The 13,955-nt window shown below is 58.3% G+C and carries 16 protein-coding genes, 1 pseudogene and 1 other annotated feature (1 of these 18 cut by a window edge); of the genes and pseudogenes, 3 read left to right on the top strand and 14 right to left on the bottom strand.

Going from position 1 to position 13,955, the window contains the following annotated elements; genetic code table 11:
- Nucleotides 1–25: 25 nt before the first annotated feature.
- Nucleotides 26–355, bottom strand: a complete 330-nt coding sequence (locus tag KOL70_RS05770) for an HI1450 family dsDNA-mimic protein (protein ID WP_013509338.1) — start codon at nucleotides 353–355, stop codon at nucleotides 26–28.
- Between the two features lie 37 nt (nucleotides 356–392).
- On the bottom strand, nucleotides 393–1,853 hold the full coding sequence (gene cls / locus KOL70_RS05765) for a cardiolipin synthase (RefSeq protein WP_021510090.1): 1,461 nt from the start codon (nucleotides 1,851–1,853) through the stop codon (nucleotides 393–395).
- 162 nt (nucleotides 1,854–2,015) lie between these two features.
- Between cls and KOL70_RS05760 the strand changes: the two genes are divergently transcribed.
- Nucleotides 2,016–2,189 carry a YciY family protein gene (locus KOL70_RS05760; RefSeq protein ID WP_088517180.1) on the top strand — a complete coding sequence of 58 codons (174 nt, stop codon included), beginning with the start codon at nucleotides 2,016–2,018 and terminating at the stop codon, nucleotides 2,187–2,189.
- A 16-nt stretch (nucleotides 2,190–2,205) separates the two neighbouring features.
- Here KOL70_RS05760 and KOL70_RS05755 read toward each other — a convergent pair whose 3' ends face one another.
- Complete coding sequence (locus KOL70_RS05755) at nucleotides 2,206–2,379, bottom strand: hypothetical protein (protein WP_021510092.1); 174 nt, start codon at nucleotides 2,377–2,379, stop codon at nucleotides 2,206–2,208.
- Entirely contained in the window at nucleotides 2,379–2,675 is a 297-nt protein-coding gene (locus tag KOL70_RS05750) for a YciI family protein (RefSeq protein WP_215480352.1), read from the bottom strand. Before KOL70_RS05750 ends, KOL70_RS05755 begins: the two co-directional genes overlap by 1 nt.
- 205 nt (nucleotides 2,676–2,880) lie before the next feature.
- Between KOL70_RS05750 and tonB the strand changes: the two genes are divergently transcribed.
- Nucleotides 2,881–3,612, top strand: a complete 732-nt coding sequence (gene tonB, locus KOL70_RS05745) for a TonB system transport protein TonB (RefSeq protein ID WP_031280217.1) — start codon at nucleotides 2,881–2,883, stop codon at nucleotides 3,610–3,612.
- A gap of 52 nt (nucleotides 3,613–3,664) precedes the next feature.
- On the opposite strand, the gene yciA is transcribed toward tonB, so the two are convergent.
- The 4 genes from yciA to KOL70_RS05725 are packed head-to-tail and all read right to left on the bottom strand — an operon-like array spanning nucleotide 3,665 to nucleotide 5,914.
- The gene (gene yciA, locus KOL70_RS05740) at nucleotides 3,665–4,081 is read right to left on the bottom strand and encodes an acyl-CoA thioester hydrolase YciA (protein WP_215480351.1); all 417 of its coding nucleotides are present in this window, start codon (nucleotides 4,079–4,081) and stop codon (nucleotides 3,665–3,667) included.
- A gap of 54 nt (nucleotides 4,082–4,135) precedes the next feature.
- The gene (locus tag KOL70_RS05735) at nucleotides 4,136–4,675 is read right to left on the bottom strand and encodes a septation protein A (RefSeq protein ID WP_058758637.1); all 540 of its coding nucleotides are present in this window, start codon (nucleotides 4,673–4,675) and stop codon (nucleotides 4,136–4,138) included.
- Nucleotides 4,676–4,735: 60 nt separating this feature from the next.
- The gene (locus KOL70_RS05730) at nucleotides 4,736–5,470 is read right to left on the bottom strand and encodes a YciC family protein (protein WP_215480350.1); all 735 of its coding nucleotides are present in this window, start codon (nucleotides 5,468–5,470) and stop codon (nucleotides 4,736–4,738) included.
- A 27-nt stretch (nucleotides 5,471–5,497) separates the two neighbouring features.
- Entirely contained in the window at nucleotides 5,498–5,914 is a 417-nt protein-coding gene (locus KOL70_RS05725; protein ID WP_021510097.1) for a YkgJ family cysteine cluster protein, read from the bottom strand.
- A gap of 245 nt (nucleotides 5,915–6,159) precedes the next feature.
- On the opposite strand from KOL70_RS05725, the gene ompW reads away from it, so the two are divergent.
- Nucleotides 6,160–6,792, top strand: a complete 633-nt coding sequence (gene ompW / locus KOL70_RS05720; protein WP_058771265.1) for an outer membrane protein OmpW — start codon at nucleotides 6,160–6,162, stop codon at nucleotides 6,790–6,792.
- A gap of 47 nt (nucleotides 6,793–6,839) precedes the next feature.
- Here the strand turns inward: ompW and KOL70_RS05715 are convergent, their stop codons facing one another.
- The 6 genes and pseudogenes from KOL70_RS05715 to KOL70_RS05685 all read right to left on the bottom strand — a co-directional run bounded on the left by KOL70_RS05715 (nucleotide 6,840) and on the right by KOL70_RS05685 (nucleotide 13,894).
- Nucleotides 6,840–7,154 (bottom strand): BON domain-containing protein, encoded by a 315-nt coding sequence (locus KOL70_RS05715; RefSeq protein WP_021510099.1) that lies wholly within the window; start codon nucleotides 7,152–7,154, stop codon nucleotides 6,840–6,842.
- 172 nt (nucleotides 7,155–7,326) lie between these two features.
- Nucleotides 7,327–8,130, bottom strand: coding sequence for a tryptophan synthase subunit alpha (gene trpA / locus KOL70_RS05710; RefSeq protein WP_104186573.1), 804 nt, complete (start codon nucleotides 8,128–8,130; stop codon nucleotides 7,327–7,329).
- Nucleotides 8,130–9,323: a tryptophan synthase subunit beta gene (gene trpB / locus KOL70_RS05705; protein WP_215480349.1), complete on the bottom strand. Its 1,194-nt coding sequence runs from the start codon at nucleotides 9,321–9,323 to the stop codon at nucleotides 8,130–8,132. Before trpB ends, trpA begins: the two co-directional genes overlap by 1 nt.
- Before the next feature lie 46 nt (nucleotides 9,324–9,369).
- A complete protein-coding gene (gene trpCF / locus KOL70_RS05700; RefSeq protein WP_215480348.1) occupies nucleotides 9,370–10,737 on the bottom strand; it encodes a bifunctional indole-3-glycerol-phosphate synthase TrpC/phosphoribosylanthranilate isomerase TrpF in 1,368 nt (455 codons plus the stop codon).
- 1 nt (nucleotide 10,738) lies between these two features.
- Nucleotides 10,739–12,332: pseudogene (trpD, locus tag KOL70_RS23555) on the bottom strand (bifunctional anthranilate synthase glutamate amidotransferase component TrpG/anthranilate phosphoribosyltransferase TrpD).
- Complete coding sequence (locus KOL70_RS05685) at nucleotides 12,332–13,894, bottom strand: anthranilate synthase component 1 (protein ID WP_215480346.1); 1,563 nt, start codon at nucleotides 13,892–13,894, stop codon at nucleotides 12,332–12,334. Before KOL70_RS05685 ends, trpD begins: the two are co-directional and overlap by 1 nt.
- Nucleotides 13,895–13,917: 23 nt before the next feature.
- Nucleotides 13,918–13,955, bottom strand: a sequence feature (Trp leader region); it runs 67 nt beyond the window's last position.

The following is a 13,955-nucleotide window of genomic DNA, read 5'->3' as shown; positions in this document are numbered from 1 at the left end:
CCGGCGTTTTTTTATGCGCTGCGGCTTATTCACGCCACAGAATATGACACAGCTTGTGATCTTTCTCGCGGCACAGCAGGATGCGCGCGAACACATCGGTAATCGGTTCGCCGTCCGCTTCACCGAGGCCGATCACCACTTCTGAGAAGAAGTCAGGGTTGAGATCGAAATCCACATGTTCCTGCCAGTCTTCGGATGGATCAAACAACTCGGCGCCGCCGCGCTCTTCAAATTGCAGATTGAACAGAATGATGTCTGCCGGATCGAGGTTATCGCCTGCCAGCTCAAGAAAAATATCGTAAGCCTGTTCCAGCGTTTCATCTTCAGTAAGGCGATTATTTAAATCCATGGTCATTCCTGCTTGCCCTGAGGCGGTAATATTTTCGCTCGTTTTACAGTAAAGGGCTAAAGAAGTAAAACAGTCGTTCGACGATGCGCTGCCACCAGGCACGTTTTGCCCAGCGCGCGCCGTCCAGCAGACGCGAACGGGCGATATAATCATCCTGGACGGTGGCAAGATCGCTACCAAAGCCGTCATCATCCACCACCAGCGTGATCTCGAAGTTGAGCCACAGGCTGCGCATATCCAGGTTCACCGTGCCCACCAGGCTGAGCTGACCGTCCACCAGCACGCTCTTGGTGTGCAACAGGCCATCTTCAAACTGGTAGATTTTCACCCCGGCTTCCAGCAGTTCAGTGAAGAAGGCGCGGCTGGCCCAGCCGACCAGCAGCGAGTCATTGTGGCGCGGTACCACAATGCTCACCTCAACGCCACGCAGCGCGGCGGTACAGATGGCGTGCAGTAAGTCGTCGCTCGGCACGAAGTAGGGCGTGGTCATGATCAGCTGCTCGCGCGCCGAATACACCGCCGTCAGCAGCGCCTGATGAATCATGTCCTCGGGGAAGCCCGGCCCTGAGGCGATCACCTGAATGGTGTGACCGCTCTCCTGCTCAAACGGCATTACATTGCCGTCCGGCGCCGGCGGCAGAATGCGTTTGCCGGTTTCGATTTCCCAGTCGCAGGCGTAGACGATGCCCATGGTGGTGGCCACCGGGCCCTCCATGCGCGCCATCAGATCAATCCACTGACCCACGCCAGCATCCTGTTTAAAGAAGCGCGGATCCACCAGGTTCATGCTGCCGGTATAGGCAATATAGTTATCGATCAGCACCACTTTGCGGTGCTGACGCAAATCCATGCGGCGCAGGAATACACGCCACAGACTGACCTGCAATGCCTCGACCACATCAATACCGGCATTGCGCATCATGCCCACCCACGGACTGCGGAAGAACGCCACGCTGCCGGCGGAGTCCAGCATCAGGCGGCAGTGCACGCCACGCCGTGAGGCAGCCATCAGCGATTCCGCCACATCATCAGCCAGACCACCCGGCTGCCAGATGTAAAACACCATCTCAATATTATGGCGCGCCAGCTGAATATCGCGGATCAGCGCCTGCATCACGTCATCGGCGCTGGTCAGCAGCTGCAGCTGATTGCCTTTAACGCCGGCAATGCCCTGACGATGACGGCACAGCTCGAACAGGGAACGCGCCACGTCGCTGTGTTCAGTCGCGAAAATGTGACGACACTGTTTCAGGTCGTTGAGCCATTTGGCGGTCGAGGGCCACATGGTGCGGGCGCGTTCTGCGCGACGTTTACCTAAATGCAGTTCGCCAAACGACAGATAGGCGATAATACCCACCAGCGGCAGAATGTAGATGATCAGCAGCCAGGCCATCGCTGAGGTCACCGCTCGCCGCTTCATCAGGATGCGCAGCGTAACCCCGGCAATCAGCAGCCAGTAGCCAAACAGCAGCAACCAGCTGATAAGGGTATAAAATGTGGTCATAAAGTGGACGTCCCGTTCGCGCTTTGATGGGCAAAGTTTACGTGTTGATCTGCGCCAGCGAAACCTTTAATCGTTGATGACGTTTCGATGAAGGTTTCGATTTGGCATTTTTAGCCAGATCACTATAATGCGTCGCGGGTTTAGCCAGTCAGAGAGGATGTGATGAGACGCAGCAGAAATGAAGTGGCCCGCTGGAGAATGTTACGCCAGGCGCATCGCCGTCGTGCCCGCTGGCTGGAAGGGCAGTCACGTCGTTATAAGCGCATCCATGCGATTCGTCATCAGGTAGCGCAGCAGCAGCGCCGCTCCATCCTGTTTATCACGCAGAATACCTGAGCAATGAACGCGGTCGTCAGTGGCCGCGTAATACCAGTGAAACATTCACTATCTGCAGGGCAGCCGCCAGTACCACCAGCATGACGATGTGCTGGCGCGCCTGACGCCAGCCCTGACGGCGCCATAGCCACAGCGCACGACCAATCAGCAGCAGCACCAGCACTAACAACAGAAGGGGCTGCCACTGCATCAGAACACCCGTTTAAACGGTTTAACCGTGACTTTATCGTACACGCCCGCGGCGATATACGGATCGTCATTGGCCCACGACTGGGCCGTTTCCAGCGATGAGAACTCGGCAACAATCACAGAACCGGTGAAACCAGCCGGGCCCGGCTCATTACTGTCGACGGCAGGCAGAGGACCGGCGATAATCAGACGCCCCTCATCCTGCAGCAGCTGCAGACGCGCCAGGTGTGCCGGGCGCACAGAGTTACGTTTTTCCAGTGAATCTGCGGTATCTTCCGCATAAATGACGTAAAGCACGATGGGATACTCCCGTTAGACTTGCCGAATTTGCGAGACACGTTAAGTGATCGCTAAACAGAGTGCAAACGAAAGATAATGGGCGCGCGCTGCAACGCAGGCAGGGTTAAAAAGCGCCTTTCTTTTGGCCTTCAGTAGCGTGCTTATTGAAACTGATTGCTATTTGCATTTAAAATCAGCGCTTCACTCAATGAACATGACTGATATGACGACGTTGACTACGCCTTTTCCAACCCGAACGCCTGTGTCCGTGATTTTGTCCGTGCTCCTTCACGGTTCGGTAATCGCCGGCATTCTTTATGCTTCATTTCATCAGACCATTGAGGTTCCTAAAGCGTCTCAGCCTATCAGCATTAGCATGGTAGCCCCCGAAGTGCAGCCTGAACCGGCACCGGCAGCCGTAACCCCGCCGCCGCCGCCCGAACCGGAACCCGAGCCGGAAGTCGCGCCAGAGCCACCAAAAGCCGAGCCGGTGCCGATCCCTAAGCCGGAACCTAAACCGAAGCCAAAACCGAAACCGAAGCCAAAGGTGGAGAAAAAGGCAGAGCCGAAGCCGCGCCAGCAGGTGAAGCCGCAGGAGAATCCGTTTAAACAGGACGCGCCAGCCGCGCAAACGCGCCCCTCGACGGCACCGAAGAGTAACCCGGCCCCGACGCAGACGGTGTCGGATGGACCGAAAGCGATGAGCGTCAGCAAGCCGGCGTATCCGGCGCGTGCGTTCGCGCTGCGCGTTGAAGGGCGGGTGCGGGTGAAGTTTGACGTGGACAGCGATGGGCGCGTCGATAACGTCGAGATTTTGTCCGCCGAGCCGCGCAACATGTTTGAGCGCGAAGTAAAGCAGGCGATGAAGAAATGGCGCTATCAGCCAGGGCGGCCGGGCAAAGGGCTGACGATGAACATCGTGTTCCGCATTAACGGTGGCGCGAACATCGAGTAACGTCAGACAGGCCAAGAAAAAGCGGCCATTCCGGGCCGCTTTTTTTATACGCTTAATCGCTCAGATTGGCCTGGCCTTCCGGCAGCGGACGGGATTTCCCGCTGTTATCGACCGCCACGTAAACAAACACCGCTTCGGTGGCGCAGTAAGTCTGGCCGATCGGTTCGGACGACACTTTTTTAATCCACACTTCCACGTTAATGGTCATCGAGCTATTGCCGGTGCGGATGCAGCGCGCGTAGCAGCTCACCACATCCCCGACGGCGACGGGCTTGAGGAAGGTCATACCGTCCACGCGCACCGTTACCACGCGACCTTTGGCAATCTCTTTAGCCAGTATCGCGCCGCCCATATCCATCTGCGACATCAGCCAGCCGCCGAAGATATCACCGTTGGCATTGGTATCTGCCGGCATCGCCAGGGTACGCGAGACCATCTCGCCTTGCGGCACCTTATGTTTTTCGTCCATTGCTCAGTTCTTCTGCAGGTGAAGACAAGCCCGGCGGAGACCGGGCTGCATCGATTATTTTTGTTCTTGTTGCGGCATCTGTCGCCAGATGTACAGGCCGCTTAACAGCGTAAACAGCAGGGTCAGGCCGGTAAGACCGAACACTTTAAAGTTAACCCAAAACGCCTGGGATAACCAAAACGCGACATAAATATTCGCCAGGCCGCAGGCCAGGAAGAACAGGGCCCAGGCGATATTCAGCCGACGCCATACCGCACCCGGCAGCTGCAGCTCTTTGCCAAGCATGGTCTGGATCAGCGGTTGCTGCATAAACCACTGGCTGTACAGCAGCGCCAGCGCGAACAGCGAGTAAATCACCGTGACTTTCCATTTGATGAATTCATCGTTGTGGAACACATAGGTCAGGGTGCCGAACACCGCAACCAGCACAAAGGTGAAAATGGTCATCTTCTCCAGCTTGCGGTACAGCACCCAGCTGACCACCAGCGCGATACCGGTCGCTACCACCAGCGCGCCGGAGGCGACGAAAATGTCGTACAGCTTGTAGAAAATAAAGAAAACTACCAGGGGAAGAAAATCGAGTAACTGCTTCATAGCGTTTCCAGTCAGGGGCAGGAGCGTTGAGTTACGGCGCCGCCGCGGGCGCCATAACGCTTAACGTAACAGCATATACAGCCGGTACAAATAGATAATCAGAATGGCTGATACCAGGTTGCCCAGCGCGTTGAGCACCACCGAAGCGATATTGGCAGGCAGCACGGTCAGGGAGGAGAAGAAGAACATCAGCGCAATTTTCGCCAGCAGCCACAAAATAATCGCCGGGGCGATCACCTTAATGTTCTTCCAGGCCAGACGCATACTGGCGCGCATCGCACTGAAAATGCCGATTTTTTCACTTGCCAGCATCACCGGCGCCAGCGACAGCAGAATCGCCAGAATCACACCCGGCACCATCAGTACCATAAAGCCCAGCTGAACCAGCAGGGTGATCAGGAAGGTCTGCATCAGCAGTTTCGGCAGCAGCGGCGCAGAGGCGCCAATCGCGCGCAGCGCGCTGACGCGCTGTCCACTGGATACCATCGGCAGCAGGCACAGCATGCCGCCCAGCAGCAGTGTGTTGCCAATCAGGGCAGCGAAAGTGCCGGCGGCAGAGGCGCGCAGCAGAATGCGTTGCTGATCCGGTGACATGTTCTGAACGATTTCAAACAGCGATGAGGCGCTGCTGTCGGTCTGGCTGAGCAGGGATAACTGATCCTCGCCCGGCGTCAGGGCGTGGCCAACAATCACGGTAATAAACGAGGTCAGCAACGCCATCAGCACGATGGTGACCAGCTGATGGCGCAGAAAATTTCCTGTGTCACGGTATAACGAGCTTGCCGTGATAGACATGTACACTCCTTGAAGGAACCGGGTTAATTAACCCGGCGATTGTACATGTTCTGCAGGCAGGCTGGCACCCGGAATCCCATAACTTTCTGTCATCTCAGGTAAAGAAGGGTGAAAAAGCGCGGGTAAACCATAGCGCGCCCGGGCGCGATCGCAGGCGTCATTCGGCACGCCATTTTCGCCGGACATGGCGAACTCCCGGCACGGTGACGGCCGCTGCGCATAAATCCCACAGGAAACACAGCCGCCAATTTCACCCTGCAGCGCCACGCAGCGCGGGGCACGATCGTTGGTGCCGCGCATGTTGCGCATCATCAGGCTCAGGGGTTCTGTCAGTTCAACCGGCACCGCGCCACCGCCGTCGTCGGCTTCGGCCCAGTAAAAAGAAACGCGAAAATGGGCGCAGCAGGCGCCACAGGTCATACAGGGGTTAAGTAAATCGCTCATCTGATCGCCCGCCACTCCTGAGGCTTCGAACCAAAATCACAAAAGGGGAATAGCAACATAATCACGCCGTGTCATGGCGGCAACAGGATTTTTATGTCCGCTTGTAAAGGCAAAATTGATCTGAATCAATTCATTGTTTTATAAGTGATTAATTTGAATTGATGCTGATGATCTTTTCGCAAAAAAGGGGTAAATCTTGTGCCGCGATTAACCTCAATACCCTGTTTTCCGGCAAAGGAGTGATTATGAAACTGGCTAAATGCGCGCTGCTGCTGGCGCTGGCGATCCCGCAACTGGCACTGGCTCACCAGGCCGGTGATTTTTTTGTGCGCGCCGGTAGCGCGACCGTTCGTCCGACCGAAGGCTCTGATAATGTGCTGGGTATGGGCGGCTTCAGCGTCAGTAATGATACCCAGCTGGGTCTGACGTTTACCTGGATGGCGACCGACAACATCGGCGTTGAGCTGCTGGCGGCCACGCCGTTCCGCCACAAAGTGGGACTCGGCCCGACCGGCAACCTCGCTACCGTGCGTCAGCTGCCGCCCACCCTGATGGCGCAGTACTACTTTTTCGACAGCCAAAGCGCGCTGCGCCCTTACGTTGGCGTCGGGATCAACTACACCACCTTCTACGATGCGAAGTTCAACCAGACCGGGCAGGATGCGCAGCTGAGCGATTTAAGCGTGAAAGACTCCTGGGGCGTAGCGGGACAGGTCGGGCTGGATTATCAGATCAACCGCGACTGGATGCTCAACGCGTCATTGTGGTACATGGACATCGATACCGAAGTGAAATTCAAAGCGGCGGGCGAACAGCAGAATATCAATACCCGCATCGATCCATGGGTGTTCTTCTTTGGCGCGGGCTACCGTTTCTGATTTTTACACCAGAAAGAAAAAGGGCGACCCGCAGGTCGCCCGTTTAGTTACTTAATCTGCATATTGTTGACGACGGATTTTACCCCCGCCACGTTACGCGTTACCGCAACCGCACGGTTGGCCATCTGCGGCGAGCTGACAAAGCCGCTCAGCTGTACTTTCCCTTTGAAGGTCTCAACGTTAATTTCTGTCGATTTCAGCGCCTCGTCATTCAGCAGCTGTGCCTTCACTTTGGTGGTAATGACCGTGTCATCGATGTAACCGCCGGTCCCTTCCTTTGTTGCTGTTGGTGCACAGGCACTTAAGGTGAGCGCCATCACTGCAGCCACTAAAAAACCCGCAACGACTTTGAACAATTTCATTGGTTATCTCCCTGTCATAGATGGTGGTGCACCGTAACGTGACGGCACGCTTAAGTGTGGGCCGTGCCTCGCATTTCGGCAACTCAGGTGCGATGAAAAAGTTTGTCGCAGGGGAGAAAAAAAGAGGCAGGAAGTAAGAAGGGCCCTGCAGCCAGTGCAGGGCCGTGCCAACTTAGCGGGTAGCCGCTTTGAGATCGCTGACGAACGTTTGCAGTTCGCTGAGCAGCGCCGTTGGGTCGTTCTGATTACGCTCGATGATTTTCACGATGGCCGAGCCGGAGATGGCTCCGGCGGCTCCGGCGGCAACTGCCTCTTTCACCTGACCCGGCTCAGAGATGCCGAAGCCCTGCAGCGGTGGCGCAGCATGATATTCGCGCAGCTTCTCGATCAGATGATGCAGCGGCAGGCTGGCGCGATTTTCCGCACCGGTAACGCCGGCGCGTGACAGCAGATAGGTGTAGCCACGGCCGTGCGAGGCGATTTCGCGCAGCAGATCGTCATCCGCGTTGGGCGGACAGATAAAGATCGGCGCAATGTTGTGACGCATCGCCGCCTGGCGGAATGGTGCCGACTCTTCCACCGGCACGTCAGCCACCAGCACCGAGTCAACGCCCACCGCAGCACACTGCGCGTAGAAGTTGTCGATACCTCTGCTGAACACCAGGTTGGCGTACATCAGCAAACCAATCGGTAGCTCGGGGTATTTCTGGCGCACGGTGGCGAGCATTTCAAAACACTGCGCCACGGTAGTGCCGGCGGCAAAGGCGCGCAGCGTAGCGCCCTGAATCGTCGGTCCATCGGCCAGCGGATCGGAGAACGGAATGCCCAGCTCCAGCGCATCCGCACCGCCCGCGACCAGCGCATCAATAATTTTCAGCGACAGCGCCGGCGACGGATCGCCAAGGGTGACGAAGGGCACAAACGCGCCTTCCTGTTTCGCGGACAGACGTTGAAACAGCTGATTATAACGCTCCATCAGATCTCTCCCTTAGCTTTCAGAATATCGTGAACGGTAAAGATGTCTTTGTCACCGCGGCCGGAAAGGTTCACCACCAGCAGCTGCTCTTTGTCCGGGTTTTCGCGGATCATCTTCAGCGCATACGCCAGCGCGTGTGATGATTCCAGCGCCGGAATGATGCCCTCAGCGCGGCACAGCGTCTTGAACGCGTCGAGCGCTTCATCATCCGTGATTGACACGTAGTCAGCGCGGCCGGTGCTGTTCAGGTGTGCATGCTGCGGACCGACCGACGGGAAATCGAGACCGGCAGAGATGGAGTAGGACTCTTCGATCTGTCCCTCTTCGGTCTGCATCATCGGCGCCTTCATGCCGAAATAGATGCCGACGCGACCGTGCTTGAGCGGCGCACCGTGCTCACCGGTGTCAATACCGTGACCCGCAGGCTCCACGCCGATCAGGCGCACGCTGCTCTCTTCGATGAAATCCGCAAACATGCCGATGGCGTTAGAACCGCCGCCGACGCACGCCAGTACCGCATCCGGCAGGCGGCCCTCTTTTTCCAGAATCTGCGCTTTGGTCTCTTCGCCAATCATGCGCTGGAATTCACGCACAATGGTCGGGAACGGGTGCGGGCCTGCGGCAGTGCCGAGCATGTAGTGCGCGGTTTCGTAGCTGCCGGACCAGTCGCGCAGCGCCTCGTTACAGGCATCTTTCAGCGTGGCCGAGCCGCTGTGTACCGGAATCACCTCTGCGCCCATCAGCAGCATACGGAACACGTTGGGTGACTGGCGCTCAACGTCTTTCGCGCCCATGTAAATACGGCATTTCATGCCGAGCAGGGCACACGCCAGTGCCGACGCCACGCCGTGCTGACCGGCGCCGGTTTCCGCGATGATCTCGTTTTTGCCCATGCGTTTTGCCAGCAGCGCCTGGCCCAGCACCTGGTTAGTTTTGTGTGCGCCGCCGTGCAGCAGGTCTTCGCGCTTCAGGTACAGGCGGGTTTTGCTGCCTTTGGTCAGGTTGCTGCACAGCGTCAGGGCCGTCGGGCGACCGGCGTAGTTTTTCAGCAGGTCAGTAAATTCTGCCTGAAACGCCGGATCGCGCTGTGCTTCAACAAAGGCCGTTTCCAGCTGACGCAGTGCTGGCATCAAAATCTGCGGCACATACTGGCCGCCGAATTCGCCAAAGTAGGGATTAAGTAATGTCGTCATCGTGTCCTCTTCCTTATCTGGCCCGCCCGCAGGCGGGCAGACGCAATTAATAGGCGCGCAGCGTGCGGAACACCGCCGCGACTTTGCTGGCATCTTTGATGCCCGGCGCGGACTCCACGCCGGAGTTGAAGTCGAGGCCGGCACAGCCGAGCTGAGCGGCTTCGACGCAGTTATCGGCGCTCAGGCCACCGGCCAGCAGCACATCAGCCAGCTCTTCACCCTGCAGCAGCGACCAGTCAAAGCGCTGACCGCTGCCACCCTGGCCATTATCCAGCACGTAGCGATCAACGTGCGGCCAGTCGCGTGGCGGCAACCGATCTTTAATGCTCAGCGCCTTCCAGATGCGCACGCTGGCTGGCAGCGCCTGGCGCAGTTCCGCAACGTAGGCTTTGTCTTCGTCGCCGTGCAGCTGGACGGCCGCAAGCGATAAATGCGCGGCTAACGTGACAACGTCACTGATAGCCTGGTTGCGGAACACGCCGACATACTTCAGCGGCGCAGCGGCGATCACCGCCTGCGCCTGCGCCTCGTTAACCTGGCGCGGCGAAACGGCGGCAAAAATCACGCCGGCATACAGCGCGCCAGCCTGATGCGCGGCCTGCGCATCTTCCGGGCGGGTCAGGCCGCACACCTTGTTATCGCCCAGCAGCACGCGGCGTACACCGGCGTCGAGGTCGTGCTCTTCCATCAGCGCCGAGCCAATTAAAAAGCCGTTAGCAAAATGGCTCAGCTCGCGCACCTGGGCGTAATTATGGATGCCGGACTCGCTGATTACGGTGACGCCATGGCTGAGACGCGGGGCCAGCTGACGCGTGCGATTCAGGTCAATCGACAAATCACGCAGATCGCGGTTGTTGATGCCGACCACTTTAGCTTCCAGCGCGATAGCCCGCTCCAGCTCTTCTTCATTACTGACTTCGGTCAGCACGCCCATTTTCAGGCTATGCGCCACCGCAGCCAGCTGACGGTACTGCTCATCATCCAGTACGGACAGCATCAGCAGAATGGCATCGGCCTGATAATGGCGCGCCAGGTAAATCTGGTAGGGATCAATAATAAAGTCTTTGCACAGCACCGGCTGCGTGATGGCGGCGCTGACCACCGGCAGGAAATCAAAGCTGCCCTGGAAATATTTCTCATCGGTCAGCACTGACACCGCAGAGGCGTAATGGCGGTAGATCCCGGCGATAGTCGCGGGATCAAAATCGGCGCGAATCAGCCCTTTCGACGGGGAGGCTTTTTTACACTCCAGAATGAAGACGGTGCGCGTGCCACGCAGCGCCTCGTAAAAATGACGCTCCGCCGGCTGCAGATCGTTCTGGAAGGAGGCCAGCGGCTGCTGCGATTTACGTGCTTCAACCCACAGGGCTTTATCCTGCACAATTTTCTCTAATACGGTGCCCTTGATACTCATTTCATCCTCTCGCTGCCAGTGCCACAACGCGCTCGTACGCCTGACCGCTGCGAATAGCAGCCATGGCGCGCTCAGCGTTATCGCGCAAATCTTCATTTCCGAATACTTTCAGCAACATTGCGACATTTACCGCAACGGCCTGCTCGTGGGCGGGCTGGCCTTTACCCTGGAGCAAACGCGTCAGAATGTCACGGTTTTCTTCCGGTGTGCCGCCGGCCAGCGCCTCTTTCGGCTGGAAGCTGAAGCCAAAGTCTTCCGGCGTCAGCTGGTAACTGGTGATCTCACCGTCACGCAGCTCAGCGACCTGGGTCGCACTGTGCAGCGCTACTTCATCCATGCCGCCACCGTGCACCACGGCAGCACGCTGGTAGCCCAGCACTTTCAGCGTCTGGGCGATGGGCAGCACCAGTTCCGGACTGTAGACGCCAATCACCGCCAGCGGTGGGCGCGCCGGGTTGATCAGCGGACCCAGCACGTTAAACAGCGTGCGGGTTTTCAGCTGCTGGCGCACCGGCATCGCGTGGCGGAAACCGCTGTGATATTGCGGCGCAAACAGGAAACAGACGTTGAGATCGTCCAGCGCCTGCCGTGCCTGCTGTGCCGGCATGTCGAGATTGATACCGAAAGCGGCCAGCAGATCGGAAGATCCGGATTTGCTGGAGACGCTGCGGTTACCGTGCTTAGCCACTTTCAGCCCGCAGGTGGCGGCGACAAAGGCGCTGGCCGTTGAAATATTAATACTGTTGCTGCCGTCACCGCCGGTGCCAACGATATCGGCAAAGGTATAGTCCGGACGCGGGAACGGTCTGGCATCGGCCAGCAGCGCGGAGGCGGCACCGGCGATCTCTTCCGGGCGCTCGCCACGCACTTTCATGGCGATCAGCGCCGCTGCCAGCTGCGTCGGCTCCAGCTGTCCGGTAATAATCGCGCTGAACAGCTGGTGGCTCTCGGCCTGGCTCAGCGTTTGCGCCTGATACAGTTTTTCCAGAATAGTTTGCATCATCATCTCCCTGTTATTTCGCCAGCGCCCAGGCCAGTGTTTGCTCCAGCAGACGTGCGCCCTGCGTGGTGAGAATCGACTCGGGATGGAACTGGAAGCCGCACACGCGGTCCGTTTCGTGACGCACCGCCATCACCATGCCGTTGTAGCTGGCGTTGACCGTCAGTTCCGCCGGCGTATTGCTGCCCACCAGCGAGTGGTAACGCGCCACCGGCAGCGGGTTGCTGAGGCCGGTAAACATCGCCTCGCCATCATGGGTAATGGCGGAGGCTTTGCCGTGCAGAATTTCGCCCGCCTGGCCGACGTGCCCGCCGTAAGCTTCGACAATGGCCTGATGGCCGAGACAGATACCAATGATCGGCAGCTGACCGCGCAGCGCCTGTAACAGCTGCGGCATGCAGCCCGCATCTTTCGGTGCGCCAGGGCCGGGTGAGAGCATCAGCACCGGGTTTTCCATCTGCTGCAGGCGGCCGATCAGCACTTCTGCCGGGACGTTGTTGCGGTAAATCACCACGTTGTGGCCAAAGGTACGCAGCTGATCAACGAGGTTGTAGGTAAAGGAGTCGATATTATCGAGCAGCAGGATATCAGCCATCAGAAAATCTCCTTGCAGTGATGGGCAGTAGCGATGGCGCGCAATACCGCGCGGGCTTTGTTGCGGCTCTCATCCGCTTCAGCCTGAGGCTGAGAATCCAGCACCACGCCGGCACCGGCCTGCACGGTGGCAACGCCACCTTCCACCCAGGCGGAGCGGATGACGATGCAGGTATCAAGGTCGCCGCTGGCGGTGAAGTAGCCGACCGCGCCGCCGTAGCTGCCGCGCCGCGTGCCTTCTTTTTCCGCAATCAGCTGCATCGCGCGCACTTTCGGTGCGCCACTCAGCGTGCCCATGTTCATGCAGGCGCGATAGGCGTGCAACACATCAAGATCGTTGCGCAGCGTGCCTACCACGCGGGATACCAGATGCATCACAAACGAGTAGCGGTCCACTTTGGTTAAATCCGCCACGTAACGGCTGCCGGGCACACAGATACGCGCCAGGTCGTTGCGCGCCAGATCCACCAGCATCAGGTGCTCAGCCAGCTCTTTATGATCGGTGCGCATTTCCAGTTCAATACGGCTATCCAGGTCGCGATCCAGCGAGCCATCCGCATGGCGACCGCGCGGACGCGTACCGGCAATCGGGTAGATTTCGATCTGGCGCGAGCTGGCGTCATATTTCAGCGAGCTCTCCGGCGAAGCGCCGAACAGCGCAAAGTCCTTATCCTGCATAAAGAACATGTACGGGCTGGGGTTGCTGTTTTTCAGCGTATCGTAAGCCGCCAGCGGTGACGGGCACGGCAGTGAGAAGCGGCGCGACGGTACCACCTGGAAGATTTCGCCGATGCGAATGGCCTGCTGCAGTTCGCTTACCACGTTGCAGTAAGCTTCATCGCTCTGGCTGGTGCTCAGCGTCATCTGCTCGACGCGCTGCACCGGCAGCGCAGGTGCTGGCTGCGTCATCTGACCGTGCAGCTGTTCAATACGGCTCTGCAGACGCTGAAACTCGCTGGTGGACGGCGCAAACAGGCTGGCCTGCAGACGGGCGCTGCGCTGCTGGTGATCGATCACCAGTAACGTTTCGGCGAGGTAGAAACAGTAGTCAGGGCAGCTTTGGTCATTGCGCAGCGGCGGCAGATCTTCAAATCCCGCCACCAGATCGTAGGCAAACAGGCCGCCCAGCAGCATGGCTTCACGTTCTTCGGCCGGGCTGTTCACCAGATGCGGAATCAGACGCAGTGCATCAAACACCGACAGCGCCTTCAGGCGGGAGTCTTCATCGTGCAGACCCTCAACCGGCGTGAAATGCAGCTCACGTCCGTCCGGGCGAACGGCGATGCGCACCTCGGGCGGCAGCGCTTCGTCCAGCAGCGGCAGCAGCGCGCGGCCGTTTTCCGACAGCGCCTGCAGGGTAACAACATTGCCCAGGGCGCTGATGCGCAGCGCGCTGTCGACAATCAGCAGGCTTTTCAGGTTCTGCTTGCTGTCGATATCGGCAGATTCAAGCAGCAGAGTTGCCGGACGTGCGCCGCATAATTGATGAAACACTGCGGCCGGATCTTCGCGGTAGGGCGCGGTACCGGTAATCAACTTCAATGTAGGTTTCGCATTAGCCATAATGGATTCTCTGAATTTCGCTCAAAAAAAAGCCCGCTCGGTGGCGGGCTCAGGTATCTGC

The sequence above is a fragment of the Pantoea sp. B270 genome, assembly GCF_018726825.1.
GTDB classification, from domain to species: Bacteria; Pseudomonadota; Gammaproteobacteria; order Enterobacterales; family Enterobacteriaceae; genus Pantoea; species Pantoea dispersa.
The sequence above is the reverse complement of the archived record's forward strand: the minus strand, read 5'-3'. Positions and strand labels throughout refer to the sequence as shown.

What these genes read in the sequence shown, in the direction of transcription:
- KOL70_RS05770 (WP_013509338.1), bottom strand. Translation starts at nt 355, where the DNA reads ATGACCATGGATTTAAATAATCGCCTTACTGAAGATGAAACGCTGGAA.
- cls (WP_021510090.1), bottom strand. Translation starts at nt 1,853, where the DNA reads ATGACCACATTTTATACCCTTATCAGCTGGTTGCTGCTGTTTGGCTAC.
- KOL70_RS05760 (WP_088517180.1), top strand. Translation starts at nt 2,016, where the DNA reads ATGAGACGCAGCAGAAATGAAGTGGCCCGCTGGAGAATGTTACGCCAG.
- KOL70_RS05755 (WP_021510092.1), bottom strand. Translation starts at nt 2,379, where the DNA reads ATGCAGTGGCAGCCCCTTCTGTTGTTAGTGCTGGTGCTGCTGCTGATT.
- tonB (WP_031280217.1), top strand. Translation starts at nt 2,881, where the DNA reads ATGACGACGTTGACTACGCCTTTTCCAACCCGAACGCCTGTGTCCGTG.
- yciA (WP_215480351.1), bottom strand. Translation starts at nt 4,081, where the DNA reads ATGGACGAAAAACATAAGGTGCCGCAAGGCGAGATGGTCTCGCGTACC.
- KOL70_RS05735 (WP_058758637.1), bottom strand. Translation starts at nt 4,675, where the DNA reads ATGAAGCAGTTACTCGATTTTCTTCCCCTGGTAGTTTTCTTTATTTTC.
- KOL70_RS05730 (WP_215480350.1), bottom strand. Translation starts at nt 5,470, where the DNA reads ATGTCTATCACGGCAAGCTCGTTATACCGTGACACAGGAAATTTTCTG.
- KOL70_RS05725 (WP_021510097.1), bottom strand. Translation starts at nt 5,914, where the DNA reads ATGAGCGATTTACTTAACCCCTGTATGACCTGTGGCGCCTGCTGCGCC.
- ompW (WP_058771265.1), top strand. Translation starts at nt 6,160, where the DNA reads ATGAAACTGGCTAAATGCGCGCTGCTGCTGGCGCTGGCGATCCCGCAA.
- KOL70_RS05715 (WP_021510099.1), bottom strand. Translation starts at nt 7,154, where the DNA reads ATGAAATTGTTCAAAGTCGTTGCGGGTTTTTTAGTGGCTGCAGTGATG.
- trpA (WP_104186573.1), bottom strand. Translation starts at nt 8,130, where the DNA reads ATGGAGCGTTATAATCAGCTGTTTCAACGTCTGTCCGCGAAACAGGAA.
- trpB (WP_215480349.1), bottom strand. Translation starts at nt 9,323, where the DNA reads ATGACGACATTACTTAATCCCTACTTTGGCGAATTCGGCGGCCAGTAT.
- trpCF (WP_215480348.1), bottom strand. Translation starts at nt 10,737, where the DNA reads ATGAGTATCAAGGGCACCGTATTAGAGAAAATTGTGCAGGATAAAGCC.
- KOL70_RS05685 (WP_215480346.1), bottom strand. Translation starts at nt 13,894, where the DNA reads ATGGCTAATGCGAAACCTACATTGAAGTTGATTACCGGTACCGCGCCC.